The sequence below is a fragment of the Microbacterium neungamense genome (assembly GCF_024971095.1).
In the GTDB taxonomy this organism is placed as follows: Bacteria; Actinomycetota; Actinomycetes; order Actinomycetales; family Microbacteriaceae; genus Microbacterium; species Microbacterium neungamense.
Window position 1 is genome coordinate 169,787 of record NZ_CP069717.1, and the last position, 25,186, is coordinate 194,972.

Here is a 25,186-nt window from a genome sequence, read left to right on the forward strand (position 1 = left end):
ACGAAACGCTCCATCCGAGTCGGTGCGTTTCGTCTCGCTCCGCCTGCGGCGGTGCTCGCTCAACGACCGGAGGGAACCGCTGAGCGAGGACGGCGGAGCCGACCGAGACGAAACGCTCTATCGTGCCAGTGCGTTTCGTCTCGCTCCGCCTGCGGCGGTGCTCGCTCAACGACCGGAGGGTGCCCGGGTCAGTGCTTGCCCATCCGGGCGAACGCGCCGAGGACGGTCCGCTCGGAGGCGATCAGGTAGCGTTCGAGCTCCTCGGCGGCGGCCTCCGGACCCTGTTCGAGCAGCGCCGTGAGCACAGCGCGGTTCCTCCGGACGAACGGCTCGTGCAGCGCCCGCGGCTCGTCGATCTCCAGGAACGCCAGCCGCAGCTCGGCGGCGACGTTGCGGTACGCGCGGGCCAGCCGAGGGCTGTCCGCGAGCGCGACGATCGCGTCGTGGAAGGCCATGTTCGCGCTGCCCACCCGCCGCCACTCCTCGCTGGGCAGGTGCGCCTCGGCATCCGCCAGGGCGTCGCGCATGAGCTGCACGGCCGGATGCTCCGGCTCCGCCTGCCGCAGCGCCGTGCACTCGATCACGCGCCGGGCGCGGTAGATGTCCACCACGTCGGCGATCGTCGGCGACGCGACCGACACCCCGCGATGCGGGACGTGCTCGACGAGGCCCTGCTCCGCCAGCACCCGGAACGCCTCGCGCAGCGTGTTCCGGGACACCTCGAACTGCTCCGCCAGGGCCGACTCCGACAGCCGCGACCCCGGCGCGAAGTCGCCGTCGATGATCCGCTGCCGCAGCACATCGGCCAGCACGGCCTGGTGGATCACTCCGAGCCCCGGGCGTGGAACGCGAGCAGCCGCACGGCCGCGGCGACCGTGTCGTCGAGCACCTGAGCCGGATCGCCGTCGAGAGCGAGATGACGGTGCCCGGCATCCGTCCTCGTCGCCCAGCCGAGGTACACGGTGCCCGGCGGATGCCCGCCCTCGGGGCCCGGCCCGCCGACGCCGGTGGTCGAGACGCAGAGGTCGGCGTCGAAGAGCGCGCGCGCGCCGGACGCCAGCTGCTCGGCGCACTCCGCGGAGCACGGGTCCGTCCCCGGCGCGAGCCCGAGGACGCGCTCCTTGACCTCGGTGAAATAGGCCACGATCCCGCCGGCGAACCAGTCGGATGCCCCTTCGCCCGCGTCGACGGCGCTGGCGAGCTTGCCCGAGCTCAGCGACTCCGCCACCGCCACCCGCAGACCGCGGGCGCGCGCGAGATCGCTCAGCTGTGCCACGTCGTCCATGCCCGCGACGATACCGGCTCGCCGCAGGCATCCGAAGATTGTTGAACAATTCGACCGAAGATGTTCTACACTCGGTGCATCCGACACCCACCAACGACGATGGGACACCTCATGTCCGAGCAGACCCCCGCTGCCGTCACCGCCGAAGACCAGGCCCGGCTGGCCGCCGCGAAGAAGCGCGCCGGCCGCAGCGCCGTGATCGGTGCGATCTTCCTCATGGCGACCTCCGCCATCGGCCCCGGCTTCATCACCCAGACCGCCACCTTCACCGCCACCCTCGGCGCCGCCTTCGCGTTCGCGATCCTCGTCTCGGTGATCATCGACATCGCCGTGCAGCTGAACATCTGGCGGATGATCACCTCCTCGGGCAAGCGCGCCGGCGAGCTCGCCAACAGCGCCATCCCGTTCTCCGGCCACGTCATCGCCGTGCTCGTCATCATCGGCGGGCTGGCGTTCAACATCGGCAACATCGCCGGCGGCGGGCTCGGCCTGAACGCGCTGCTCGGCATCGACACCAAGCTCGGCGGGCTGCTCACCGCCGCCCTGGCGATCGTCATCTTCCTGGTCAAGAAGGCCGGGCCGGTGATGGACGTCGTGCTCATCATCCTCGGCATCGGCATGATCGGGATGACCCTGCTGGTGGCGTTCATCGCGCAGCCGCCGGTCGGCGAGGCGATCCGGCAGACGTTCGTGCCGGACGAGCTGAACTTCGCCACCATCACGACGATCGTCGGCGGCACGGTCGGCGGGTACATCACCTACTCGGGCGCGCACCGGTACCTCGCCTCCGGCCACGTCGGACCGGAGCACGCCGGACCGGTCATGCGCGCCGCCGCGAACGGCATCTTCGTCACCGGCATCATGCGCTACGTGCTGTTCCTGGCGATCCTCGGCGTGGTCGCCTCCGGCGTCACGCTCGACCTCTCCGGACAGGCCGCGAACCCGGCCGGGCAGGCGTTCGGCGCCGTGCTCGGCGAGACCGGCATCCGCATCTTCGGCGCCATCTTCTGGGCTGCCGCGATCAGCTCGGTCATCGGCGCGGCGTACACCTCGGCGACCTTCCTCTCCACGTTCCACAAGCGGTTCCTCGGCGGCTGGTCGCTGCAGTGGGCGACGGTGATCTTCATCGTCGTCTCGCTCATCGTGTACGTCTCGGTCGGCACCGCGCCGGCGGCGATCCTCGTGTTCGTCGGCGGATTCAACGGACTCATCCTTCCCTTCGGGCTCACCGTGTTCATGTACATCGGCTGGTTCCGCCGCGACCTGCTCGGGGCGCGGAAGTACCCGCTGTGGCTGCTGATCGCGGGCACCCTGATCACCGCCCTGACCTGGTACATGGGCTTCGCCTCGTTCACGCAGATCTTCGCCTTCCTCGGCGTCGGCGCGTGACAGCATCACGAACGGATGAGCGTGACATGGCATCCATCGACCTCAACTCGGACCTGGGCGAGAACGTCCCCGACCGGATCGTCAGCGACGACGAGAGCATGCTCGAGATCGTCACCAGTGCGAACGTGTCGTGCGGGTTCCACGCCGGCAGCCCCGAGGGCATCCGCGCCACGCTGGCCGCCGCCGTCGCCCGCGGCGTGGTGATCGGCGCACACCCGGGCTACCGCGACTACGAGAACTTCGGCCGCACCCCGATGGATGTGGACTCGGCGACCCTGCAGGCCCACGTCGAGTACCAGCTCGGTGCGATCGCCGCCCTCGCCACGGCGGTCGGCGGCACCGTCGCGTACGTCAAGCCGCATGGTGCGCTGTACAACACGATCGCGCGGGACGAGCGGCAGGCGAAGGACGTCGTCACCGCCATCCGCGCCGTCGACCCCGGTCTGGTGCTGCTCGGCCTCGCGGGCGGCGTCGTCCTCGACATCGCCGAGCGGGCCGGTCTGACGGTGGCCGCAGAGGCGTTCGCCGACCGCGCCTACCAGCCGGACGGGCAGCTCGTCTCCCGCGCTCAGGAAGGCGCGGTGCTGCACGATCCGGCCGCGGTCGCCGAGCGGATGGTGCGACTGGCGCAGGAGGGCGTGATCCGCGCGATCGACGGCACCGATGTGCGCGTCCAGGCGCAGTCGATCTGCGTGCACGGCGACAGTCCCGGCTCGGTCGCGATGGCGGCGGAGACGAAGCGGATGCTGCAGGATGCCGGCGTGACCATCGCGCCGTTCGCGGGAGTCTGACGTGCCCGTCCGCGCCACACCCGAGCAGCTGGCCGCCGCCCGCGCCGCCCGCGCCGCGTACCGGCAGGGCGTCGCCGAGCCGACCAGCGGCGTCGCCCCCGGGCTCACCCAGGCGAACCTGATCGCCGTGCCCGCGGACTGGGCGTTCGAGACCCTGCTGTTCGCGCAGCGCAACCCGAAGCCGTGCCCTGTGCTCGAGGTCATCGAGCAGGGCCAGGTCGCGTCCGCGCTCGCGCCCGGCAGCGACATCCGCACCGATATCGGCCGCTACCGCATCTGGCGCGACGGCGAGCTCGTCTCCGAGCAGACGGACGCGCGGGACGCCTGGGCGGAGCATCCGGACCTCGTCGCGTTCCTGATCGGATGCAGCTTCACCTTCGAGGCCGGCCTCGCCGAGGCGGGCATCCCGATCCGGCACCAGGAGCTCGCCCGCAACGTGCCGATGTACCGCACCACCGTGCCGTGCGCGCCGGCCGGAAGGCTCCGCGGGGAGATGGTGGTGTCGATGCGGCCGATCCCGGCGGGGCGGGTCGCGGATGCGGTGCGGATCTCGGGCCGCACGCCCGCCGTGCACGGCGCCCCGGTGCACATCGGCGACCCGGCTTCCCTCGGCATCGCCGACCTGTCGCGACCGGACTTCGGCGACCCGCCGGAGGTGCGCGAGGGCGAGGTTCCGGTCTTCTGGGCCTGCGGCGTCACCCCGCAGGCGGCGATCATGGCGTCGAAGCCGCCGTTCGCGGTCACGCACGCACCGGGGTACATGTTCGTCACCGACGTGCCGGATGCGGAGTACGTGGTCTGATGCGCATCCTCACCGCCTCCGACCGCGCCCTCCTCGTCGAAGCCGCCGACCTCGATGAGGCCATGCGGCTGAACCTCGCCTGGGCGGGCGTGCGGGGCGTGGAGGAGCTCATCCCCGGCGCGCGCACGGTGCTCGTGCGGTTCGACCCGCTGCGCGTCTCCGCGCGGGAGCTCGCGGCCGAGCTGGCATCGACGAGCACGGATGCCGCGCACGCGCCGCACACGCGGGAGGTGACCATCCCGGTGACCTACGACGGCGAGGACCTCGCGGACGTCGCCGCGCTGCTCGGCGTGAGCGTCGACGAGCTGATCGCCCGGCATCTCGCGGCGCAGTGGCGGGTGGCGTTCGCCGGGTTCGCGCCCGGATTCGGGTACCTCGTCGGGGACGATCCGCTGTTCGACGTGCCGCGGCGGCCGTCACCGCGCACGCGGGTGCCGGCCGGGGCGGTCGCGCTCGCCGGGCACTTCACCGGCGTGTACCCGAGGGAGAGTCCCGGCGGATGGCAGCTCATCGGGCGCACGGACGCCCGGATGTGGGACATCGACCGTGACCCGCCCGCCCTCCTCGCCCCCGGCACCGCCGTCCGCTTCGAATCCGCCCGCCCCACCTCCCGGTCGTTGAGCGAGCACGCCGCCCCTTCCCGGTCGTTGAGCGAGCACGCCGAAGGCGAGCGAGACGAAACGCGCCGTCCGTCAGGCCCCCGCTCCACGGAGCACGCGCCCTCCCGGTCGTTGAGCGAGCACGCCGAAGGCGAGCGAGACGAAACGCGCCGTCCGTCAGAGCCCCGCTCCACGGAGCACGCTTCGACGGGCTCAGCGTCCGAACCCTCCGGGGAGGGCTCGGTCGAGGTCGTCCGGAGCTCGCTGCAGCTGCTGGTGCAGGACCTCGGTCGCCCGGGTCATGCGGCGCTCGGCGTCTCCGCGGCCGGGGCCGCCGACCGCACCGCGTTGCGCGACGCGAACCGCGCGGTAGGCAACCGCCCCGACGCCGCCGTGCTGGAGAGCGTCGGCGGCGCGCTGCTGCGCTTCCACGGCGAAGGCGTCGCCGCGGTGACCGGGGCGCTCGGCGACCTCACCCTCACCGACCGTGACGGCCTCGCCCGCGGCATCCGTCAGGGCGAGCCGTTCGCCGTCGCCGACGGCGACGAGCTGCTGCTCGGGCATCCGTCGCGCGGGCTGCGCTACGTGATCGGCGTGCGCGGCGGCATCCGCGCCCCGGCGGCCCTCGGCAGCGTCTCCGCCGACACGCTCGCCGGTCTCGGGCCCGCGCCGCTGCGTGCCGGCGACGTCGTCGCGACGGGTGACCCGCGCACGGCCCCGCACGCGGTCGATCCGCTTCCGCTGCCGCGTCCCCTGCCGGCATCCGGTGACACCGTCGAACTGGAGATCACGCTCGGGCCGCGCGACGGCTGGTTCACCGAAGCGGCGCTCGCCGCGCTGACCGGGCAGGACTGGGAGGTGACGCCGCGCTCCGATCGCGTCGGCATCCGCCTGCACGGCGAGACGCCGCTGGAGCGGGCGATCACCGGCGAGCTGCCCAGTGAGGGGGCGGTCACCGGTGCCATCCAGGTGCCTCCGGACGGGCAGCCCGTGCTGTTCCTCCCCGACCACCCGCTCACCGGCGGGTATCCGATCATCGGCGCGGTCACCGACCGCTGCCTCGATCTGGCCGGGCAGCTGCCGCCCGGCGCCCGCATCCGCTTCCGCATCACCGGAGAGGCCTGACATGACGAAGATCCTGATCGCCAACCGGGGCGAGATCGCCGTGCGCATCATCCGCGCATGCGCCGAGGCGGGGTACGCGTCGGTCGCGGTGTACGCCGACCAGGACGCGGATGCCCTGCACGTGCGTCTCGCCGACGAGGCCCATGGCCTGGGCGGCACGACGGCCGCCGACACGTACCTGTCCATCACGGCGCTCCTCGACGCCGCGCAGCGCAGCGGCGCCCACGCGGTGCATCCGGGCTACGGGTTCCTGTCCGAGAGCGCCGCGTTCGCCCGCGCGGTCGAGGACGCCGGGCTGGTCTGGATCGGCCCCACCCCGGAGAGCATCGACGCCCTCGGCGACAAGATGACCGCGCGGCGCATCGCCGAGCGCGTGGGGGCGCCGCTCGCCGCCGGCACCGACCGTCCGTTGGCAGGCCCCGCCGAGGCGGTCGCGTTCGCCGAGGAGCACGGCCTCCCGATCGCGATCAAGGCCGCGTACGGCGGCGGCGGCCGCGGCCTGAAGGTTGTCCGCGACCGGGCCGAGGTGGCGGATGCCTTCGACGCGGCCACCCGCGAGGCCGTCGCCGCCTTCGGGCGCGGCGAGTGCTTCGTGGAGCGGTTCCTGGAGAGCCCACGGCACATCGAGGTGCAGGTGCTCGGCGACGGCCACGGCGATGTGATCGTCGTCGGCGACCGGGACTGCTCGATGCAGCGCCGCAACCAGAAGCTCATCGAGGAGGCGCCGGCGCCGGGGCTCACGCCCGACCAGCGCCAGCGCCTCCACGACGCGGCCCGTCGCATCTGCGCCGAGGTGCACTACCGCGGCGCCGGCACGGTCGAGTTCCTGCTCGCCGCGGACGGCACGATCTCGTTCCTCGAGGTGAACACGCGGCTGCAGGTCGAGCATCCGGTGACCGAGGAGGTGACCGGCGTCGACCTCGTGCGGGAGCAGTTCCGCATCGCCTTCGGCGAGGGGGTCTCGCTCACCGCGACGCCCAAGCCGCGGGGGCATGCGTTCGAGTTCCGGATCAACGCCGAGGATCCGGGCCGCGGCTTCCTGCCGAGCCCCGGCCGCGTGGACGACCTGCGCGTGCCCGGCGGCCCCGGGGTGCGGTGGGACAGCGGCGTGGAGGCGGGGGATGCCGTGCAGCCGGCGTTCGACTCGATGATCGCCAAGCTGATCGTGCACGCCGACTCGCGCGACGCCGCCCTGGTGCGCGCTCGCCGCGCGCTGCGCGAGCTGCGGATCGACGGCCCGGCGACGGTCGTCCCGTTCGACCGGCTCGCGATCGCGCAGCCCGAGTTCTCGACCACCGGCTTCGCGGTGCACACGCAGTGGATCGAGAGCGCCCTGCTGCCGCGGCTCGAGCCGCAGCTGCGCCCGGCGCCGGAGGACGAGCAGCGCCTGCAGCGGTTCCCGGTCGAGATCGACGGCCGGCGGGTGACGCTCGGGCTGCCGGTGAGCCTGCTGCGGGGGTTCGCGGCGGGTGCCGCTGCCGGCGCGTTCGGTGCGGGCGGGCTTGGTGCGTTCGGTGCGGGAGGTGCGGATGCCTCGTCGTCGGATGCCGGGCGGGCGTCGGCATCCGACCCGGCCGCGTTGCGCGCGCCCGCCCCGGGCACCCTGGTGCGCTGGCTCGTCGAGGACGGGGCCGAGGTCGCCGAGGGCGACGCGGTGGCGGTGCTGGACGCCATGAAGATGGAGACCCCGGTCACCGCCCACCGCTCCGGTGTCCTCGCGCACGCCGTCGAGGTCGGCGCCACCGTCGCCCCGGATGCCGTGATCGCCCGGATCGTCTGACCGCCATGCCGTCCCGACGGCCACCCGCACCGGCATCCGCCCTCTCCCCGGCATCCGCCTGCTCCCCGGCACAGGAAGTCTCGCGGGTGCAGGACGATCCGTGGCGGCTCCTCCTGTCCCGGCGAGACGTCCTGTCCTGGAGGCGCGACGCGCGCGGGCGACCCCGACGGCGACGCCGCCGCCTCAGCTGAACGGGTTCGTGACGACCTCGTACGGCGGCACCGGCGGGTTCGGGCCGAACTCGCTGTCGACGTAGAGGATCTCGCCGCGCAGCTCGGCGGCGGTGGTGAGCACCCGCGTCGGGGAGCTCGGGGTCTCCGCGATGAGGCTCGCGCCTGACCCGTCGGCCGCGACCCGCAGCTCGGTGATCACACGGGAGAAGTTGCGGACGACCGTGAGCGTCGTCCCCTGCAGCACGAGCCCGTCGGCATTGACGAGGTTCGCCCCGCCGGTCGGGATCTCGGCGATGCTGCCGTCCATGCCGAACCGCCACAGCTTGCCGACGTTCCCCTGCGCGACGATGAACGCGCTGCCGTCGGTCGCCACCTCGATGCCGCCGAGGTTGAAGCCCTGCTGGCGGGTGATCGTGCCGGCGGCATCCGCCCACACCGTCGCCGTCCACGCGCCGTCGGTCTGCGCGACGCGGTAGATGCGGGGGTCGTTCGAGTCGGTGAAGTAGGCGGCGCCGTCCGGGCCGATGATCACGTCGTTCACGAAGACGTCGGATGCCGGCATCCGCATGGTGCGCGATCTCGCCCCGGGCGAGCTCGACGGCACCGCCGGGTCGCTGCCCGCAGCTCTGCAGAAGGTGGTGGCGGATGCCGCGCAGCAGGGCCTTCCGGTCGAGTTCCGCAGCCACGGGGCGCCGGCCGATGTGCCGCTGCCGGTGGCATCCGCGATCATCCGCACCGCCCGCGGCGCCCTCGCGAACGTCGCCGAGCACGCGCGCGCACCGCGCCGTGGTCAGCCTGACCGCTCAGCCGGAGGAGCTGCGGCTGGACGTCCGCGACGACGGGATCGGATTCGACGCCCGCGAGCCGGCGATGCGACAGGCCGCTGCGCAGCGCCGCGCGCAGGGCCGCGGCCGCGGGCTGGACGGCATCGCGGAGCGCATCGCCGCCGTCGGCGGCACGCTGGAGATCGAGAACGCGCCGGGGGAGGGGACGACGCTGTCGGCCGTGTTCCCGGCGCGGGGGAGGGAGGCCGGATGACGCTGCGGCTGGTGCTCGTGGACGACCACCCGGTGGTGCGCGCCGGGGTGCGCGCGCTGATCGAGTCGAGCGACGACCTCGAGGTGGTCGGGGAGGCCTCCGCTCGAGGCCGTGCGGGTGGTGGCCGAGCGGCATCCGGATGTCGTCCTGATGGACCTGAGCCTCGGCGACGGCGTGGGCGGCATCGCGGCGACCGCGCGGCTGCGCGAGCTCGACCCCGCCCCTGCGGTGCTCGTGCTGACCACGTACGACAGCGAGTCCGACATCCTGCGGGCCCTGGATGCTGGGGCCGCCGGCTACCTGCTGAAGGATGCCCCGCCGGAGCAGCTCTTCGCCGGCATCCGTGCGGTGGCGAAGGGGGAGCCGGCACTCGCCCCCTCCGTGGCGGGCGTGCTGATGCGGCGCGCCGCGTCGCCGGAGCCGCGGATGACCGAGCGCGAGGTGGAGGTGCTCGAGCTGCTGGCGGAGGGGCTGGGCAACCGCGAGCTGGCGAAGGCGCTGTTCGTGTCGGAGGCGACGGTCAAGTCGCACCTCTCGCACATCTACGCCAAGCTCGGCGTCGACACCAGGGCCGGGGCGGTCGCCGCAGCGATCGAGCAGCGCATCATCCGGCGCTGAGCGATTTCCCCTGACTCGCGCCACATTGTGTCCCGTTCTGCGGGTGGTCGCACCGCGAACCCGCAGGACGGGACACATTGTGGCCGTAGGGGGAGGGTGTGTGGCCGTAGAGAGGGTGCGCTACTCGGGGTCGCCGCCGAGCGGGCCGACCGCGGGGATCGGGCCGCCGTCGTCGGCGCCGGTCCTGCGCCACCGGGCGATCGCGTTGCCCAGGTGGTAGATCAGCAGCGCGGCGACCGTGCCGAGGACGATCGCGCCGAGCTGGAACGCTCCCCAGCCCATCGCGAACCCGGCGATCGCGATGACGAACGACACCGCCACGGTGTACTGGTTCACCGGGCGGGAGAAATCGACCCGGTTGTCCACCCAGATCTTGATGCCGATCACGCCGATGAGCCCGTAGAGCGCGGTGGTCACCCCGCCGAGCACGCCGGCGGGGATGGTGTTGAAGATGACGCCGATCTTGGGCGAGAACGCGAGCAGGATCGCGACGATGCCGGCCACCCAGTACGCCGCCGTCGAGTACACCCGGGTCGCGGCCATCACGCCGATGTTCTCGCCGTAGGTGGTGGTGCCCGATCCGCCGAAGCCGCCCGCGATCGTGGTCGCCAGGCCGTCGGCGACGAGGGCGCGGCCGGTGCGGCGGTTGATCGAGGGGTCCTCCGTCATCGTCGCCACGCCGCGCACGTGTCCCACGTTCTCGGCGATGAGCACCAGCACGACGGGCAGGAACATCGGCACCAGCGCCCACGCCGCGGGGTCGGCGACGGCGGCGAGATGGAAGTCGGGGAACCCGATCCACGCGGCATCCCCGACGGCGGAGAAGTCGACCTGCCCGGTGGCGACGGCGACGAGGTAGCCGACCACGACGCCGAGGAAGATCGAGATGCGGCCGAGGAACCCGCGGAACAGCACGCTGAACAGGACCACCGCCACGAGCGTGACGGTGGCGAGCTCGGGCTGCGCCTTGAAGTTGTTCCACGCGGCGGGCGCCAGGTTGAACCCGATCAGCGCCACGATCGAGCCGGCCACCACCGGGGGCATCAGCCGGTCGATCCAGCCGGTGCCGACCGCCTGCACCAGGAAGCCGATCGCCGCGAGCAGGATGCCGGCCGCGGCCACCCCGACGAGCGCCTGGGCGATCTGCTCGCCCGTCTCCAGCGCCTGCCCGGCGTTCAGCGCCGTGATCGGCGCGATGAACGCGAACGACGAGCCGAGGTAGCTGGGCAGCCGGTTGCGGGTGAGCAGCAGGAACAGCAGCGTCCCGAGACCCGAGAAGAGCAGGGTCGTCGACACCGGGAATCCGGTGAGGATCGGCACCAGGAAGGTCGCGCCGAACATGGCCACGACATGCTGGGCGCCGATCGCGATCGTCGCCGGCCAGCTCAGCCGCTCCTCGGGCTTGACGACCTGGCCGGGCGCGACGGTGCGGCCGTCGCCATGGATCTGCCACAACGGCATGGGGGCTCCTCCGGGGTGGGGTTCTGGACCGTGGAAAACCCTATCGCCCGCGCCCCGGGCATCCGCACCCCCGCCCGGAACCACGGCCCCGGGCATCCGCACCCCCGCCCGGAACCACGGACTTCACGCGGAACCGCCCGTTTCGCCCGTATTGCGTGGTTCCGCGTGAAGCGCGTGGTTCGGCGTGCGTGATGCCGGGCGGATGCCGGGCGGATGCCGCCGCGTGGCGGATGCCGTCAGGCGGTGAGCCGGTCGATCAGCTCCCGGTACCGGTCGGCGGTGCGCTCCACGATCTCGTCCGGCAGCGCCGGCGGCTCGCCCTGCCTGTCCCAGTGCGAGGCCAGCCAGTCGCGCACGATCTGCTTGTCGAAGCTCGCCATCCGCTCCTCGGGGGTGGCGCCGGTGCGCCACGCCTCGGCATCCCAGTACCGTGACGAGTCGCTGGTGAGCACCTCGTCCGCCAGGCGCAGGGTGCCGTCGGCGTCGAGACCGAACTCGAACTTGGTGTCGGCGAGGATCAGCCCCTTCGCCTCGGCGATCTCCGCCGCGCGACGGTAGATCGACAGCGACGCCTCCTGCAGCTCGGCCGCGCGCTCGGGCCCGACCAGCTCGGCGGCTCGCTCGTACGTGATGTTCTCGTCGTGCTCCCCCATCGGGGCCTTGTATGCGGGGGTGAACAGCGGCTCGGGCAGGCGGTCGCCGTTCTCCAGTCCGGCCGGCAGGGGGATGCCGCAGACGGTGCCGGATGCCCGATACTCGGCCCACCCGGACCCGGTGAGGTATCCGCGCACCACGCATTCGATCGGCAGCATCTCCAGCGACTGCGCGAGCATCGCGCGGTCGGCGACGGATGCGGGCGGCTCGCCGTCGGCGAGGTGGTTCGGGACGTCGGAGAGGCGGTCGAACCACCACCGGCTGAGCCGGGTCAGCAGCGCCCCCTTCTCCGGGATGCCGGGGGAGAGCACGTGGTCGAACGCGCTCACCCGGTCGGACGCCACCACGAGGATGCGGGTGTCGCCGGGATCCTCCGACGCGTAGAGGTCGCGGACCTTGCCGGAGTAGATGTGCCGCCAGCCGGGGATGCTCGGTGCGGGGTTCTCGGAGGGAGTGCTCACCCCCACATCATCGCATCGCCGGGGGCCGGACGCTTCGACGGGCCCAGCGTCCGACGGGCTCGGCGTCCGACGGGCTCGGCGTCCGCGGGGCTCGGCGTCCGCGGGCGTCGTCGGATGCCGGGTGTACCGTGGCCGGGTGACTTCTCCCGCGGCATCCGAGACGACCGTCCGGAGCCCGTGGCCGGCGCTGTGGGCGCTCGTCATCGGGTTCTTCATGATCCTCGTGGACACGACCATCGTGTCGGTGGCGAACCCCGCCATCAAGGCCGCGCTCGACCCGGACACCAACAACCTCGACAACGTCGTCTGGGTCACCAGCGCCTACCTGCTCGCCTATGCGGTGCCGCTGCTGATCACCGGGCGGCTCGGCGACCGGTTCGGGCCGAAGAACATCTACCTCATCGGCCTCGCCGTCTTCACCGCGGCGTCCCTCTGGTGCGGTCTGTCGACGACGCTCGAGGGGCTGATCGCGGCGCGGGCGGTGCAGGGGCTGGGCGCGGCGTTCATGACGCCGCAGACGATGGCGGTGATCACCCGCACCTTCCCCGCGCAGCGCCGCGGCGCGGCGATGGGGCTGTGGGGCGCGACCGCGGGCGTCGCGACGCTGGTGGGGCCGCTGCTCGGCGGCTTCCTCGTGGACGCCCTCGGCTGGGAGTGGATCTTCTTCGTCAACCTGCCGGTCGGGATCGCCGGGTTCGTGCTCGCGTGGCTGTTCGTGCCCAGGCTGGAGACCCACGCGCACCGGTTCGACGTCGTCGGCGTGGTGCTCAGCGCCGTGGCGCTGTTCCTCATCGTGTTCGGGCTGCAGGAGGGCGAGAAGTACGACTGGGGCGTGATCGCCGGCCCGATCTCGGTGTGGGGGCTCATCATCGCCGGGGTCGTCGTGCTCGCGGTGTTCGTGGCGCAGCAGGCGGTGACCCGCAGCGAGCCGCTGGTGCCGCTGGAGCTGTTCCGCGACCGCAACTTCTCCGGCGCGAACGTGGCGATCGCCGCGGTCGGCTTCACTGTCACCGGCATGTCGCTGCCGTTCATGTTCTTCCTGCAGCTGGCACGCGGCCTCACGCCCACCCAGGCGGCGCTGCTGATGATCCCGATGGCGGTGATCTCCGGCGGGCTCGCGCCGCTGGCGGGCAAGCTGCTCGACCGGATCGACCCGCGGCTCATCCTCATCCCCGGGCTGCTGTGCGTCGCCGGCGGCGTGCTCTGGAACGCGGCGTTGATGAACCCGGGCACGCCGGTCTGGATGTTCCTGCTCCCGTCCGCACTGCTCGGCGTCGGCAACGCCGGCATGTGGGGCCCGCTGGCCACGACCGCGACCCGGCAGCTGCCGCCGCGGCAGGCCGGCGCCGGCGCGGGCATCTACAACACCACGCGCACGATCGGCTCGGTGGTCGGCTCCGCCGCGATCGCCGCGTTCATGCAGGACCGGCTGGAGGCCAACCTTCCCGGCCTGGCCGAGGCGCCCACCGGTTTCGGGGGCGGGACGCTGCCGGATGCCGTGGCGCAGGGCTTCTCCGCCGGCATGGCCCAGGCGATGCTGCTGCCGGCCGCGGTGCTGGCCCTGGCGCTGATCGCGTCGCTGTTCCTCGGGCGGTACCGTCAGGACACCGGCGGCACCCGTGCTTGACTGAGCGGATGACGATCGCGCTGGCATCCCCCTCCCTCGACCTCTTCGACTCCTGGGCGGAGACGGTCGCCGAGTTCGGCGACGTGCACATCGACGGCGCCGGTCTCGACCGCGGAGTGCGCCCGGACCGGCTCAGCTGCGAGGCGTTCATCGCGAAGGCTGCGCTGTACAGCCGTCCGGGCGCCGACCTGCCCGAGGGCCACGTCCCGTGCGACCACTACTGGATCACGGACGACGGCCGCGTGGTCGGCTTCATCGCGTTCCGCCGTGAGCTCAACGACCATCTGCGCCGCGTCGGCGGGCACATCGGCTACTCGGTGCGGCCGTCGCGCCGCCGCGAGGGCATCGCCCGCACCGCCCTCAGGCTCGTGCTCGACCGGGCCCGCGCCGCCGGGCACGACCGCGTCATGCTCACCTGCGACGACGACAACGTCGGCTCCGCGCGCACCATCGAGGGCGCCGGCGGCCTGCTCGAGGACGTCATCGACGCCGCGGATGCCGGGCATCCGGCGCTCCGCCGCTACTGGATCGCGCTCTGACCCGCATCCGTCCCAGCAACGACACGCCGGTGCCGGGACGCCGGGGCTGATCAGCGGGCGACGCGGGCGGCGATGTCGCGGCGGAAGTGAGCGCCGTCCAGGCGGATCCGCTCGATCGCCCGGTACGCCCGGTCCCGGGCATCCGCGAAGTCCGAACCCGTCGCCACGACGTTCAGCACGCGGCCGCCGGTCGCGACCAGGGCGCCGCCGGGAGCATCCGGCCCGCCGGTCGCGGCGTGCACGATGCGCACGCCCTCGACGGATGCCGCCTCCTCGAGGCCCTCGATGAGCCGGCCGGTCTGCGGCGCCTCCGGGTAGCCCTCGCTCGCGAGCACGACCGTGATCGCGACGTCGTCGGAGAACTCGGGCTGCGGCTGGGCCTCGAGAGTGCCGGATGCCGCCGCCAGCAGCAGCTCCGACAGCGGCGTGCGCAGCCGGGGCAGCACGACCTGCGTCTCCGGGTCGCCGAACCGGGCGTTGAACTCGATCACCCGCACCCCGGCCGGCGTGAGGATGAGGCCGGCGTAGAGCAGCCCGATGAAGGGCGTGCCCTCGGCGTCCAGCTGCCGGATCACCGGCAGCGCGATCCGCTCGGTGACGTGCGCCACGAACTCGTCCTCCCCGCCGAACTGCTCGGCGAGCCACGGCAGCGGCGAGTACGCCCCCATGCCGCCGGTGTTCGGGCCCTCGTCACCGTCATGGGCGCGCTTGAAGTCCTGCGCGGGGCTGAGCGCGCGCACGGTGTCGCCGTCGCTGAGGAAGAACAGCGACACCTCCGGGCCGGAGAGGAACTCCTCCACGAGCACCGGGCCCGACGGCAGGTAGTGCTCGGCGTGGGCGAGCGCCTCGGCGCGGTCGGAGGTGACGATGACCCCCTTGCCGGCGGCGAGGCCGTCGGCCTTCACCACGTGGGGGGCGCCGAGCTCGTCGAAGGCCGCCTCGACCTCGGCGACGGATGCCGCGCGCACGGCCCGGCCGGTGGGGACGCCCGCCGCCTCCATGATCCGCTTGGCGAACGCCTTCGAGCCCTCCAGCTGCGCCGCGGCCCGGCCGGGTCCGAAGACGGGGATGCCGTGCTCGCGCAGCACGTCCGCGACGCCGGCGACGAGCGGCGCCTCCGGGCCGATGACGACGAGGTCGATGGCGTGCTCGTTCGCGAAGGCCTCGACAGCGGCGCCGTCGAGCGGGTCGACGTCGACGAGCGTCGCATCCTGGGCGATGCCGGCGTTGCCGGGGGCCGCGAAGATCTCGTGCGCGGTGTGCTCCGACCGCAGCGACAGGATGATCGCGTGCTCGCGCGCGCCGGAACCGAGGACCAGGATCTTCATGCCGCCAGCCTACCGAGCAGGGCGGTCACCGCTCCCGTCGATGACCACGCGGGATCACGGCTCGAGGGGGCGCTCCACCGAACGGTCCCACGGGAGGGTCCACCCGGCCGCGTCGAAGAGGCCGTCCAGGACCATCGCCGTGAAGCCCCACACGATCGTGCCGTCGATATCGAACGCGGGCCCGCGGAAGGTGCGCCCGACGCGGTGCACCGTGGACGTGAAGCGGTTGGCGGGCTCGAGCAGCTGCGCGACGGGCACCCGGAACACGTCCACCGTCTCGGCGTGATCGACCGCGGCGACCCGGGAGGGGGAGCGCCACCAGGCGAGGACCGGGGTGACGATGTAGCGGCTGGGCATGACCGGCAGGTCGGGGAGGACGCCGAGCACCTCCACTCCGGCGGGATCGAGGCCGGTCTCCTCCCGCGCCTCGCGGAGCGCCGTCGCGACGGCATCCGCATCCTGCGGGTCGCGGCGTCCGCCGGGGAACGAGACCTGGCCGGCGTGCGAGGACAGGGTCGCCGAGCGTCGCTGCAGCAGTACGTCGAGGTCGGCCGCGACCGTGCTCTCATCGGTGCCGGCCGGGATGCTGTCCAGGCGGCCGAACAGCATCAGCACCGCCGCCGGGCGGGAAGGCCCGACGACGGGGGCGAAGCGCGACGGCAGGTCTTCCGCGCGCCCGGCCGCGGCGGCCAGTTCGGCGCGCGCTCCGCGGAGCGTCTCGGCTGCAGGGCTCATCGTTGTCGAGCCTACGTCGCTTCGCCGCGCCGAGGACACAGCACGGAAAGTACCCTGGATGCCATGCCCGCCCGCAGGATCGACGTCGCACAGGGCCGTGCCGCGCTCGCCGCCGTGGCCGCCGGCACCGTTGCGCGGAACGACACCGCCACCGCGGTGCGCTACCTGCTGCAGCTGCTCGACGAGAAGGCGCCGGGCAACAGCGTCGAGGTGCGCGTGCCGCCCTTCGGTGCGGTGCAGGTGGTGCAGGGTCCGCGGCACACGCGCGGCACGCCGCCGAACGTGGTCGAGACGGATGCCGCGACCTGGATCGCCCTCGCCACCGGCGCCGAGCAGTGGGCGGATGCCGTCGCCGCAGGCCGCGTGCGGGCATCCGGCATCCGTGCCGATCTGTCCGACCTGCTGCCCCTCCGGCCCTAGCCGGCCCCGGCCCGGGCCGGGGCGCGGCCCCCCGACCGACCCGGGACACCGCGCGCGGGTCGTGGGACAATGGAGGCATGGCCCGCAACGCAACCCACGAGACCGTCGAGGCGCGGATCCGTCCCGTCCCGCGCTACGGCGTGTTCATCGGACTGGGCGTCGTGCTCGGGATCATCACCGCGGCGATCCTCACCGCGGTCGGCAGCTACGAGCCGTCCCAGGCGCTCGACGTCGTCTACCCGCCGGGCCAGGTGTTCGGGTTCGCGCTGCTGTGGACCGTGCCGATCGGCATCGCCGCGGGCGGGATCGTCGCGCTGATGCTCGACCGCGCCTCGCGCAAGCATGCCCGCGTGGTGCGCGTCGACCACGAGCGCGTCACCGACGCCGACTGAGCCTCGCCGCCACGAGCCCGCGCCGTCAGGCCAGCTCGCCGATCACAGGGCGGATCGCCACGTCGAACGCGACCACGTCGCGCCGGAGCGTGTCGGTGACGGCGACCGTGAGCGCGCCGATCCACCAGATGCCGCGCTGGGTGAACGGCAGCACCTGCACGTTCAGCTCGAAGGAGTGAGCGCGCCGGCCCACCTCCCGCTCGAACTCGGCGATCGCGCTGGCGTAGGCGCGGTACGCGTCGCCGGCGGAGCTCACCGAGTCCACGTACCGGCGGCGCGCGTCGTGCGCGTACCGCAGCGCGGTCTCCGCGTGCGGGACGATCGCCTCGCGGAGCTCCTCGGCCCCGGTCGCCGGCAGGGCGACGAGCGTGTCGAAGCCGTCCACCAGCTCGAGCGGCACATCGGAGCGGTGCGCGCGCGGCTCCACGGTCATGTCCCAGAAGTCGCGCCACTGCCGCTCCACAGCCGGGTTCGCCTCCGCCGCGTCCGGTGCGCGCACCTCCAGGCCGCGCAGGGCCGGCAGGTCGTCCGGGGCGCGGACGCCGAGCAGCTGGCGCAGAGCGAGCGCGACCAGCACCGGCGTGCTCGCGTCCTCGCGGATCAGCCACTGCGGCTTGTCGACCATGGCCCCATCGTAGGTCGGTCGGGGGTGCCGGGGCATCCGCCGGCGCGGCGCCGGGTCGCGGACACGCCCGGTAGTCTTGTCTGGTGGCAGAATCCCCCACCAACCCGTACGCCGCGGCCGGCGTCGACACGGCTGCCGGCGACCTCGCCGTCGAACTGATGAAGACCTCCGTGCGGGCGACGCACGGGCCCGAGGTGCTCGGCGGCGTCGGCGGCTTCGCCGGCCTCTTCGATGCCAGCGCCCTGCGCGGCTACGCCCGCCCGCTGCTGGCGACCAGCACCGACGGCGTCGGCACCAAGGTCGCGATCGCGCAGGCGATCGACAAGCACGACACGATCGGGCAGGACCTGGTCGGCATGGTCGTCGACGACATCGTCGTGGTCGGCGCGAAGCCGCTGTTCATGACCGACTACATCGCGTGCGGCAAGGTGGTGCCCGAGCGCATCGCCGACATCGTCCGCGGCATCGCCGACGCGTGCGCGGCCACCGGCACCGCGCTCGTCGGCGGGGAGACCGCCGAGCACCCCGGCCTGCTCGGCCCGCGCGACTACGACGTCGCCGGTGCGGCGACCGGCGTGGTCGAGGCGGATGCCGTGCTCGGCGCCGACCGCGTGCAGGACGGCGACGCCGTCATCGCCCTGGCCTCCAGCGGCCTGCACTCCAACGGCTACTCGCTCGTGCGCCACATCGTGGCGAACGCGGGGATCTCCTACGGCGACAACGCCCCCGACTTCGGCACCACGTGGGGCGAGGCCCTGCTCGAGCCCACCCGCCTGTACACGACGCCGCTGCTGCGTCTGCTGGACGCGGTGCCCGGCGGCGTGCACTCCCTCAGCCACGTCACCGGCGGCGGCATCGCCGCGAACCTCGCCCGCGTGCTGCCCCGCGGCAGCTGGGCGGAGGTGGACCGGTCGACCTGGTCGCCGAGCGCGGTCTTCCGCGTGCTCGCCGACGTCTCCGGCACGCCCCTCGAGCAGACCGAGGGCACCTGGAACCTCGGCATCGGCTTCCTCGCCGTGGTCGCCGAGGACCGGAAGGATGCCGCGATCGCGGCGACCCAGGCGGAGGGCATCCCGGCGTGGCAGGTGGCCACGGTGCACACCGGAGCGCGGCCCGACGGGGATTTCGAAGAGGGCGCCAAGGGCGTCGACGGCGGCGCGGTGCGCCTGGTGGGCGCGTACCCGGACAGCGCCCGCGGCCAGTGAAAGAACGGATGACATAACACTCCATGTGCGGCATCGTCGGAATGGTCGGGAACGGCCCGGTCAACCAGGACATCTACGACGCGCTCCTGCTGCTGCAGCACCGCGGCCAGGACGCCACCGGCATCGCGACCGCCGAACGCAACGGCGTGATGCACATGGCGAAGGCCAGCGGCATGGTGCGCGAGGCCTTCCGCACCCGCGACATGCGGTCGCTGCTCGGGAGCGTGGGCCTCGGGCACGTCCGCTACGCCACCAAGGGCACCGCCTCCAGCGAGGAGGAGATGCAGCCGTTCTACGTGAACGCGCCCTACGGCATCGTGCTCGTGCACAACGGCAACCTCACCAATACGCGTGAGCTCACCGCCGACATGGAGCGGCGCGACCGCCGGCACTTGAACTCGTCCAGCGACACCGAGCTGCTGCTGAACGTGCTCGCGAACGAGCTGCAGGCCACCACCTCCACCGTCGATCTCGACCCGGAGCGCATCTTCGAGGCGGTCTCCCGCACGCACAAGCGCATCGAGGGCGCCTACGCGGTGATCTCGATCATCGCCGGCTACGGCCTGCTCGCGTTCCGCGACCCCTTCGGCATCCGTCCGATGATCCTCGGGCGCCGCAAGGCGACGCCCGTGGACGCCGGAGGCGCCGACGCTTCGACGGGCTCCGCGTCCCCCGCGACGCCCCTGCATGACGAGTGGGTGGTCAGCAGCGAGTCGCTGGTGCTGGAGAACGGCGACTACGAGATCGTGCGCGAGGTCGAGGCGGGCGAGGCCGTGTTCATCACGAACGACGGCGAGCTGTTCACCCGCCAGTGCGCCGAGGAGACGCAGCTGACCCCGTGCGCGTTCGAGTACGTGTACCTCGCGCGACCCGACTCGGTGATGAACGGCGTCTCGGTGTACGAGTCCCGGCTGCGGATGGGGGAGCGGCTCGCCGACACCATCGCCAAGCACGTGCCGCTGGACGAGATCGACGTGGTCATGCCGATCCCGGACTCGTCGCGCCCGTCGGCGATGGAGGTCGCACGCAAGCTCGGCAAGGAGTACCGCGAGGGCTTCTACAAGAACCGCTACGTGGGCCGGACCTTCATCATGCCCGGGCAGGCGGTGCGCAAGAAGAGCGTGCGGCAGAAGCTGAACGCGATGTCGTCGGAGTTCCGCGGCAAGAACGTGCTCCTCATCGACGACTCGATCGTGCGCGGCACGACGAGCAAGCAGATCATCCAGATGGCGCGGGATGCCGGGGCCACGTCGGTCATCTTCGCGTCCGCGGCGCCGCCGGTGCGGCATCCGCACGTCTACGGCATCAACATGCCCTCGCGTCACGAGCTGGTCGCCCACGGGAGGACCATCCCCGAGATCGCGGAGGAGCTCGGCTGCGACCGGATCGTCTACCAGGAGGTGGAGGACCTCAAGGCCGCGATCATCGAGGGCTCCTCGCTCACCGACCTGGACATGAGCTGCTTCGACGGCCGGTACGTCACGGGCACCGTGACCGACGAATACCTGGACTGGGTGGAGAGGTCGCAGTCGTCATAAGCGGGGGTCGGCCCCCGAGCTCGTCGACGGGCCGACCGCTCTGGCGCGGGCGGGCGCTCGCGGTCCTCGGCATCCTGCTCTGTGCATTCTCGCTGCGCTCAGCGGTCGCCTCGCTGTCGCCGGTGATCGACCACATCGCGGCGGATTTCCCGCTGCCCTCCGCCGTGGTCGGCGTGATCGGCACGCTGCCGCCGGTGTGCTTCGCCGTCTTCGGCCTGCTGACGCCGATCCTGGAGCGCTGGCTCGGCCTGGAGCGACTGACGATCGTCGCCCTCACCGCCATCACCGCGGGTCTGCTGCTGCGAGGCCTCGCCGGTGACGCGACGACGCTGCTGCTGGCCACGGCTCTCGTGTTCGCCGGCGTCGGGATGGGCAACATCCTGCTGCCTCCGCTGGTCAAGGCGCATTTCCCGGACCGCATCGGCGTGATGATGACGCTGTACACGACGGCGATGGCGGTCTCCACGTTCGTGCCGCCGCTGGTCGCGGTGCCGGTGGCGGATGCCGCGGGCTGGCGCGTCTCGCTCGCGCTCTGGGCGGTCTTCGCGGTGGCGGGGGTGATCCCCTGGCTCGTCATGCTCGTGCAGCAGCGCGGCGGCGCGGCCGCGTCGTCGTCGGCCGAGTCCGTCGTCGCTCCGGCGTCGCCGGGCGCGCGCCCGGCCGGCGAGGACGAGACGCCGGCGCATCCGCGCTCCGACGTCACCGCCACCGGCCCGATCGCCACCTCACCCGAGAACCGCTGGCTGTTCGCCCGGCTGCTGCGCCTCCCACTGGTGTGGGCCCTCGCGGTCACGTTCGGCACCTCGGCGACGATGGCCTACGTCGCCTTCGCCTGGCTGCCCGCGATCCTCATCGACGTCTCCGGGGTGAGTGCCGCCACCGCCGGCCTGCTGCTGTCGCTGTTCGCGCTCATCGGGCTTCCGGCATCCATGCTCGTCCCGGTGCTCGTGGTGCGGTTCCAGGCCACACGGCCGCTGTTCCTGCTCGGCGCGCTCGGCGGCGCCGGCGGGCTCGTCGGCCTGCTGATCGCTCCGACGCCGGCCCTGCTCTGGCTCTGGGTGGTGCTCTACGGCCTGGCCGGTCTGCTCTTCCCGCTGAGCCTCGTGCTCATCAGCATCCGTTCGCGCACCGCCGAGAGCGCGGTGCTGCTGAGCAGCCTGGTGCAGAGCGTCGGATACACGGTGGCCGCGATCTTCCCGGTGCTCGTCGGCGTGCTGCACGAGGCGACCGGCGGATGGGCTGTGCCGCTGCTGGTGATCGTCGCCCTGCTCCTCGGCGCCATCCCGGCGGGCATGATGGCCGGCCGCCGCGGAACCGTCGAGGACGAGTGGGAGCGCCGCCACGGGCCGTGGTGAGGACCGCGGTCAGGGCTCGCGCAGTCCGAGTCGGTCGCAGGTCGCGGCGCCCTCGACCGGGAAGACGCCCAGGCGTCCGTCCGCGAGGACGCACGTGAACAGCGTCGGCACGTCGTGCCCTCCGCCGGGTGCAGCGGAGGCGGCGTCGCCCTCGGCGAGGATGCCGACGCGCCAGAGCGTGGCGCACTGATCCTCCGCGAACGCGACGAATCCGTCAGCGCGGCCGCCAGCTACGCGCTCGGGACGATCTACTCGTACCCGGGGTACGGCGGGCGCTCCTACACCGCGACCGCGAGCAACCCGTGCAGCGCCGGCTACTCGTACAGCTTCTCCAACCTGGGCAGCATCGGCTGGAACGACGACATCGACTCGTTCCGGAGCTACAACGGCTGCGCCACCCGGGTCTGGGAGCACACCAGCTTCAGCGGCGCCTACTACGGGTACTACAGCTACAGCAGCGACATGGGGTCGTGGCGGAACCGGGCCTCGTCCATCCGCTGGGCGTGACCCGACGCGAAGGAGCCGCCGGGCGGTGACCCGGCGGCTCCTTGCTGTGTTGTGCGGTTGTGCGGTTGTGCGGTCGGCGAATGCCGGCCCGTGTCGTCCGCCTCGGGAACGGGATCAGGCTCGTTCGAGCTCGTCCTCGTCCTCGTCGGCGTACTCGTCGGCCCAGCGGTCGACGTACGGGTCGTCCTCGGTGCTCGGGTGCGCGAGCTCTCGCTCGAGCGCCGCGTAGTTCACCTCAGGACTGTACGCCTTGAGTTCGCGAGCGATCTTTGTGTGCTTCGCCTTCTGACGGCCACGCCCCATGCGCGAGACCCCCTTACGAGTTCAGCAGCGGGCTGTGCGGGGCCCGATGCTTATTCATGGCACCGGCTCGCGGCCGGTAAGAGTAGCATTCAGGATACCACGCACGCCAGAGGCCGAAGCCGTCCTCCAGCCCGGTGAAGGGAACGATCGCCATGACAGATTCCGCACCCACAGCATCCGAAGAAGCGGCCCAGAACGCCGCCCTGCAGAAGGCCGTCATCGTCGGCGTCCAGCCCGGCCAGCCCGAGCACGTGCTCGACGAGGCGGTCCGCTACGCCCGACTCCTCGGGGCGCCGCTCGTCGTCGTCCACGTCGACGTCACGCGCTTCGTCACCTACGAGGACCCGGACGGCTACGTGCACTCGGCGCCCATCGACCTGAACATCGAGGCGGGCGTGGCCGAGTTCGAAGAGGTGCAGAAGGCCGCGGAGGCGAAGCTGCGCGACAGCGGCCTCACCTGGACGGCCCGGCAGCTCGTCGGGGACCCCGCCCTGGCGATCAAGCAGCTCGCGAACAAGCTCGACGCCCAGCTCATCGTGATCGGCACCCGCAAGCGCGGGATCGGCGAGTCGATCCGCGAGTTCTTCACCGGATCGGTCGCCGCGCGGCTCGCGCACCGTCAGCACCGGTCGATCCTCGTCGTGCCGCAGCACGACCTGGTGCCGGACGACCAGAAGGAGATCTGGCCCGAATAGGCGGTTCTGGCCCGAATAGGCGTTTCGTCTCGCTCGCCTTCGGCGTGCTCGCTCAACGACCGGTGAGCCGGTGCCCGGTCGTCGAGCGAGCGGATCGAGGCGACCGGTGAGCGGGTGCCCGGTCGTGGAGCGAGCGGATCGAGGCGACCGGTGAGCGGGTGCCCGGTCGTGGAGCGAGCGGAGCGAGTCGAAACGCGTCAGCGACCCGGATCCGCCAGCGCTTCCGTGACCGCGCGGGCGGCGGCATCCATCGCGTCCTCGAGGGCGCTGACGACCGACGTCGGGAGCCTCCCGCCGCGGGCGACGTGCGTGCGCAGGTCCGCGCGCACGCGCGCCCGGAAGGCGTTGATCGATGCATCCGCCCGGTGCAGGTTCTCCCGGCTCTCGACGGCCTCGTCGCGCACGGATGCCGCGCGCGCCCGCGACGCCGACCGCTTCTCCTCGTGCGCCGCCGCGGCGAGATCGGCCCGCAGGCTTTTCATCGCCTCCTGCACGCTCTGGCGCACCTCGTTCGCGATCAGGCGGACCGAGTCGGCGAGGCCCTCCTCGATCCCGGCGAGATCGCCGCGGCGCGCCTCGAGCTCGGCGCGGCCGGCATCCGTGATCGCATAGATCGTGGTGCGGCCTTCGATGGTCTTCGTGACCAGGCCCTCCTCCTCCAGCTTCGCCAGCCGGGGGTAGATGGTGCCGGCGCTCGGCGTGTACGTGCCGCCGGTGCGGTCGGAGAGCGCCTGGATGATGCCGTACCCGTGCTGCGGCGACTCGGCGAGGAGCGACAGCAGGTACAGGCGCAGGTCGCCGTGCGAGAACACCGCGGGGCTCATGATTCCCACTCCGCGTCGTCGGCGACCGAGGTCTGCGGCCGGCGCAGCACGGTGATGGCGCCGGAGACCGAGTTGGCCCGGACATCCACGAAGCTGCCGGCGAGCTCGCCGGTCTGCCCGCTGTACGAGCTGGGGCCTCCGCTGGAGCGCTCCACGCCGTCCACGAGCATCTTGCCGCTGAGCGAGCGCAGCACGTAGTTGGCGGCGAGGCTCTCGTCCAGCCGGATCGTGCTCGCGCCGGACACGGCGTTGAGGTTGATGGTGTTCACGTCGCCCATGGCGTCCACGAGGATCGCCCCGGAGACCGTGTCGATGGTCGCCTTGCGCAGCGAGCCGGTCACCGCCACGTCGCCGGAGACGCTGTTGGCGTTGATCGAGCCGACCAGCCCGCGGATCTGCACGTCCCCGGAGACGGAGTTGACGGTGAGGTCGCCGGCGAGGGTGTCGGCGATGATCTCGCCCGAGACGGTGTTCAGCCGGACGTCGTTGCGGATGCCGGAGACCAGCGCCCCGGCGCTGACGACGCCGAGGGTGAGGGCGATGCCGCGGGGCACTGCGACGCTCACCTCGGCACGCGGGCCGCCGGAGCCGAAGTTGCGGAACACCTCCAGGAAGTTGTCCCAGCCCAGCTGCGGGTGGTCGATCTCGACCTGGCTGCCGTCGGACTCGACGCGGAGGTCCTTGATGGTGACGCCGCGCACCTCGATGCGGATGCCGGGTTCGTCGTGCGCGACGATGTCGACCTGCCCGCCGACGAGCCCGACCTTCAGGCGCGACGCGGCGGCGATGTCGATGACGCGTTCCTCGCCCGGGGCGATGAGCCACTTCTCGGTCATGTCTGCTCTCTCCTGTTCCGCGATAACGAGATATATCGCGTTGCACCGAGCGTAACACGATATATCTCGACCTTGTCAACC

The 25,186-nt window shown here is 72.5% G+C and carries 27 protein-coding genes; 16 read left to right on the top strand and 11 right to left on the bottom strand.

Annotation, left to right across the window (positions count from 1 at the left end):
- Positions 1-188 precede the first annotated feature (188 nt).
- Together JSY13_RS00855 and JSY13_RS00860 are read right to left on the bottom strand one after the other, a co-directional pair.
- Positions 189-827 (bottom strand): GntR family transcriptional regulator, encoded by a 639-nt coding sequence (locus JSY13_RS00855; protein ID WP_259607141.1) that lies wholly within the window; start codon positions 825-827, stop codon positions 189-191.
- A complete protein-coding gene (locus JSY13_RS00860; protein ID WP_259607142.1) occupies positions 824-1,285 on the bottom strand; it encodes a CinA family protein in 462 nt (153 codons plus the stop codon). The genes JSY13_RS00855 and JSY13_RS00860 overlap by 4 nt, the downstream gene beginning before the upstream one ends.
- 111 nt (positions 1,286-1,396) lie before the next feature.
- On the opposite strand from JSY13_RS00860, the gene JSY13_RS00865 reads away from it, so the two are divergent.
- The 5 genes from JSY13_RS00865 to JSY13_RS00885 are packed head-to-tail and all read left to right on the top strand — an operon-like array spanning position 1,397 to position 7,771.
- A complete protein-coding gene (locus JSY13_RS00865) occupies positions 1,397-2,674 on the top strand; it encodes an NRAMP family divalent metal transporter (protein WP_259607143.1) in 1,278 nt (425 codons plus the stop codon).
- A gap of 26 nt (positions 2,675-2,700) precedes the next feature.
- A complete protein-coding gene (locus JSY13_RS00870; RefSeq protein WP_259607144.1) occupies positions 2,701-3,465 on the top strand; it encodes a LamB/YcsF family protein in 765 nt (254 codons plus the stop codon).
- Between the two features lies 1 nt (position 3,466).
- Complete coding sequence (locus tag JSY13_RS00875) at positions 3,467-4,267, top strand: putative hydro-lyase (protein ID WP_259607145.1); 801 nt, start codon at positions 3,467-3,469, stop codon at positions 4,265-4,267.
- Positions 4,267-5,991: a 5-oxoprolinase subunit B/C family protein gene (locus JSY13_RS00880; RefSeq protein ID WP_259607146.1), complete on the top strand. Its 1,725-nt coding sequence runs from the start codon at positions 4,267-4,269 to the stop codon at positions 5,989-5,991. The genes JSY13_RS00875 and JSY13_RS00880 overlap by 1 nt, the downstream gene beginning before the upstream one ends.
- 1 nt (position 5,992) lies before the next feature.
- Complete coding sequence (locus JSY13_RS00885) at positions 5,993-7,771, top strand: acetyl/propionyl/methylcrotonyl-CoA carboxylase subunit alpha (protein ID WP_259607147.1); 1,779 nt, start codon at positions 5,993-5,995, stop codon at positions 7,769-7,771.
- 183 nt (positions 7,772-7,954) lie between these two features.
- Here JSY13_RS00885 and JSY13_RS00890 read toward each other — a convergent pair whose 3' ends face one another.
- Positions 7,955-8,674: an NHL repeat-containing protein gene (locus JSY13_RS00890; RefSeq protein ID WP_259607148.1), complete on the bottom strand. Its 720-nt coding sequence runs from the start codon at positions 8,672-8,674 to the stop codon at positions 7,955-7,957.
- Here JSY13_RS00890 and JSY13_RS00895 point away from each other — a divergent pair.
- Together JSY13_RS00895 and JSY13_RS00900 are read left to right on the top strand one after the other, a co-directional pair.
- Entirely contained in the window at positions 8,644-8,982 is a 339-nt protein-coding gene (locus tag JSY13_RS00895; protein WP_336297715.1) for an ATP-binding protein, read from the top strand. The genes JSY13_RS00890 and JSY13_RS00895 overlap by 31 nt on opposite strands.
- A gap of 111 nt (positions 8,983-9,093) precedes the next feature.
- Positions 9,094-9,600 carry a LuxR C-terminal-related transcriptional regulator gene (locus tag JSY13_RS00900; RefSeq protein ID WP_336297695.1) on the top strand — a complete coding sequence of 169 codons (507 nt, stop codon included), beginning with the start codon at positions 9,094-9,096 and terminating at the stop codon, positions 9,598-9,600.
- A gap of 120 nt (positions 9,601-9,720) precedes the next feature.
- Here the strand turns inward: JSY13_RS00900 and JSY13_RS00905 are convergent, their stop codons facing one another.
- Positions 9,721-11,061: a uracil-xanthine permease family protein gene (locus tag JSY13_RS00905; protein ID WP_259607150.1), complete on the bottom strand. Its 1,341-nt coding sequence runs from the start codon at positions 11,059-11,061 to the stop codon at positions 9,721-9,723.
- 236 nt (positions 11,062-11,297) lie between these two features.
- Positions 11,298-12,176, bottom strand: a complete 879-nt coding sequence (locus JSY13_RS00910) for a phosphoribosylaminoimidazolesuccinocarboxamide synthase (RefSeq protein ID WP_259607151.1) — start codon at positions 12,174-12,176, stop codon at positions 11,298-11,300.
- A 136-nt stretch (positions 12,177-12,312) separates the two neighbouring features.
- On the opposite strand from JSY13_RS00910, the gene JSY13_RS00915 reads away from it, so the two are divergent.
- Together JSY13_RS00915 and JSY13_RS00920 are read left to right on the top strand one after the other, a co-directional pair.
- Entirely contained in the window at positions 12,313-13,803 is a 1,491-nt protein-coding gene (locus JSY13_RS00915) for a DHA2 family efflux MFS transporter permease subunit (RefSeq protein WP_259607152.1), read from the top strand.
- An 8-nt stretch (positions 13,804-13,811) separates the two neighbouring features.
- Positions 13,812-14,342: a GNAT family N-acetyltransferase gene (locus tag JSY13_RS00920; protein ID WP_259607153.1), complete on the top strand. Its 531-nt coding sequence runs from the start codon at positions 13,812-13,814 to the stop codon at positions 14,340-14,342.
- A gap of 50 nt (positions 14,343-14,392) precedes the next feature.
- Here the strand turns inward: JSY13_RS00920 and purD are convergent, their stop codons facing one another.
- Positions 14,393-15,670 carry a phosphoribosylamine--glycine ligase gene (gene purD / locus JSY13_RS00925; RefSeq protein ID WP_259607154.1) on the bottom strand — a complete coding sequence of 426 codons (1,278 nt, stop codon included), beginning with the start codon at positions 15,668-15,670 and terminating at the stop codon, positions 14,393-14,395.
- A 54-nt stretch (positions 15,671-15,724) separates the two neighbouring features.
- The gene (locus JSY13_RS00930; protein WP_259607155.1) at positions 15,725-16,405 is read right to left on the bottom strand and encodes an NUDIX hydrolase; all 681 of its coding nucleotides are present in this window, start codon (positions 16,403-16,405) and stop codon (positions 15,725-15,727) included.
- Between the two features lie 63 nt (positions 16,406-16,468).
- Here JSY13_RS00930 and JSY13_RS00935 point away from each other — a divergent pair, with 63 nt between their 5' ends.
- Positions 16,469-16,825, top strand: coding sequence for a sterol carrier family protein (locus tag JSY13_RS00935; RefSeq protein ID WP_259607156.1), 357 nt, complete (start codon positions 16,469-16,471; stop codon positions 16,823-16,825).
- A 77-nt stretch (positions 16,826-16,902) separates the two neighbouring features.
- Positions 16,903-17,217, top strand: coding sequence for a potassium transporter Trk (locus tag JSY13_RS00940; RefSeq protein WP_259607157.1), 315 nt, complete (start codon positions 16,903-16,905; stop codon positions 17,215-17,217).
- Positions 17,218-17,242: 25 nt separating this feature from the next.
- Here JSY13_RS00940 and JSY13_RS00945 read toward each other — a convergent pair whose 3' ends face one another.
- Entirely contained in the window at positions 17,243-17,842 is a 600-nt protein-coding gene (locus JSY13_RS00945; protein ID WP_259607158.1) for a zinc-binding alcohol dehydrogenase, read from the bottom strand.
- A gap of 83 nt (positions 17,843-17,925) precedes the next feature.
- Here JSY13_RS00945 and purM point away from each other — a divergent pair, with 83 nt between their 5' ends.
- The 4 genes from purM (at position 17,926) to JSY13_RS00965 (ending at position 22,447) form a co-directional block, all read left to right on the top strand.
- Entirely contained in the window at positions 17,926-19,047 is a 1,122-nt protein-coding gene (purM, locus tag JSY13_RS00950; RefSeq protein ID WP_259607159.1) for a phosphoribosylformylglycinamidine cyclo-ligase, read from the top strand.
- A gap of 23 nt (positions 19,048-19,070) precedes the next feature.
- Positions 19,071-20,585 carry an amidophosphoribosyltransferase gene (gene purF, locus JSY13_RS00955; RefSeq protein ID WP_259607160.1) on the top strand — a complete coding sequence of 505 codons (1,515 nt, stop codon included), beginning with the start codon at positions 19,071-19,073 and terminating at the stop codon, positions 20,583-20,585.
- Entirely contained in the window at positions 20,582-21,940 is a 1,359-nt protein-coding gene (locus tag JSY13_RS00960; RefSeq protein ID WP_259608227.1) for an MFS transporter, read from the top strand. Before purF ends, JSY13_RS00960 begins: the two co-directional genes overlap by 4 nt.
- A gap of 114 nt (positions 21,941-22,054) precedes the next feature.
- Positions 22,055-22,447: a hypothetical protein gene (locus tag JSY13_RS00965; RefSeq protein ID WP_259607161.1), complete on the top strand. Its 393-nt coding sequence runs from the start codon at positions 22,055-22,057 to the stop codon at positions 22,445-22,447.
- A gap of 114 nt (positions 22,448-22,561) precedes the next feature.
- Here JSY13_RS00965 and JSY13_RS00970 read toward each other — a convergent pair whose 3' ends face one another.
- Complete coding sequence (locus JSY13_RS00970; RefSeq protein WP_259607162.1) at positions 22,562-22,750, bottom strand: DUF3073 domain-containing protein; 189 nt, start codon at positions 22,748-22,750, stop codon at positions 22,562-22,564.
- Positions 22,751-22,902: 152 nt separating this feature from the next.
- On the opposite strand from JSY13_RS00970, the gene JSY13_RS00975 reads away from it, so the two are divergent.
- Entirely contained in the window at positions 22,903-23,445 is a 543-nt protein-coding gene (locus tag JSY13_RS00975) for a universal stress protein (protein WP_259607163.1), read from the top strand.
- Between the two features lie 197 nt (positions 23,446-23,642).
- Here JSY13_RS00975 and JSY13_RS00980 read toward each other — a convergent pair whose 3' ends face one another.
- Together JSY13_RS00980 and JSY13_RS00985 are read right to left on the bottom strand one after the other, a co-directional pair.
- On the bottom strand, positions 23,643-24,269 hold the full coding sequence (locus JSY13_RS00980) for a PadR family transcriptional regulator (protein WP_259607164.1): 627 nt from the start codon (positions 24,267-24,269) through the stop codon (positions 23,643-23,645).
- The gene (locus JSY13_RS00985; protein ID WP_259607165.1) at positions 24,266-25,105 is read right to left on the bottom strand and encodes a DUF4097 family beta strand repeat-containing protein; all 840 of its coding nucleotides are present in this window, start codon (positions 25,103-25,105) and stop codon (positions 24,266-24,268) included. The genes JSY13_RS00980 and JSY13_RS00985 overlap by 4 nt, the downstream gene beginning before the upstream one ends.
- Between the last annotated feature and the right edge of the window lie 81 nt (positions 25,106-25,186).

Coding starts and splice junctions, on each gene's coding strand:
- JSY13_RS00930 (WP_259607155.1), bottom strand. CDS start 16,405: ATGAGCCCTGCAGCCGAGACGCTCCGCGGAGCGCGCGCCGAACTGGCC.
- JSY13_RS00870 (WP_259607144.1), top strand. CDS start 2,701: ATGGCATCCATCGACCTCAACTCGGACCTGGGCGAGAACGTCCCCGAC.
- JSY13_RS00905 (WP_259607150.1), bottom strand. CDS start 11,061: ATGCCGTTGTGGCAGATCCATGGCGACGGCCGCACCGTCGCGCCCGGC.
- JSY13_RS00880 (WP_259607146.1), top strand. CDS start 4,267: ATGCGCATCCTCACCGCCTCCGACCGCGCCCTCCTCGTCGAAGCCGCC.
- purF (WP_259607160.1), top strand. CDS start 19,071: ATGTGCGGCATCGTCGGAATGGTCGGGAACGGCCCGGTCAACCAGGAC.
- JSY13_RS00860 (WP_259607142.1), bottom strand. CDS start 1,285: ATGGACGACGTGGCACAGCTGAGCGATCTCGCGCGCGCCCGCGGTCTG.
- JSY13_RS00940 (WP_259607157.1), top strand. CDS start 16,903: ATGGCCCGCAACGCAACCCACGAGACCGTCGAGGCGCGGATCCGTCCC.
- JSY13_RS00980 (WP_259607164.1), bottom strand. CDS start 24,269: ATGAGCCCCGCGGTGTTCTCGCACGGCGACCTGCGCCTGTACCTGCTG.
- JSY13_RS00865 (WP_259607143.1), top strand. CDS start 1,397: ATGTCCGAGCAGACCCCCGCTGCCGTCACCGCCGAAGACCAGGCCCGG.
- JSY13_RS00920 (WP_259607153.1), top strand. CDS start 13,812: ATGACGATCGCGCTGGCATCCCCCTCCCTCGACCTCTTCGACTCCTGG.
- JSY13_RS00895 (WP_336297715.1), top strand. CDS start 8,644: ATGTGCCGCTGCCGGTGGCATCCGCGATCATCCGCACCGCCCGCGGCG.
- JSY13_RS00890 (WP_259607148.1), bottom strand. CDS start 8,674: ATGATCGCGGATGCCACCGGCAGCGGCACATCGGCCGGCGCCCCGTGG.
- JSY13_RS00935 (WP_259607156.1), top strand. CDS start 16,469: ATGCCCGCCCGCAGGATCGACGTCGCACAGGGCCGTGCCGCGCTCGCC.
- purD (WP_259607154.1), bottom strand. CDS start 15,670: ATGAAGATCCTGGTCCTCGGTTCCGGCGCGCGCGAGCACGCGATCATC.
- JSY13_RS00945 (WP_259607158.1), bottom strand. CDS start 17,842: ATGGTCGACAAGCCGCAGTGGCTGATCCGCGAGGACGCGAGCACGCCG.
- JSY13_RS00985 (WP_259607165.1), bottom strand. CDS start 25,105: ATGACCGAGAAGTGGCTCATCGCCCCGGGCGAGGAACGCGTCATCGAC.
- JSY13_RS00975 (WP_259607163.1), top strand. CDS start 22,903: ATGACAGATTCCGCACCCACAGCATCCGAAGAAGCGGCCCAGAACGCC.
- JSY13_RS00885 (WP_259607147.1), top strand. CDS start 5,993: ATGACGAAGATCCTGATCGCCAACCGGGGCGAGATCGCCGTGCGCATC.
- JSY13_RS00970 (WP_259607162.1), bottom strand. CDS start 22,750: ATGGGGCGTGGCCGTCAGAAGGCGAAGCACACAAAGATCGCTCGCGAA.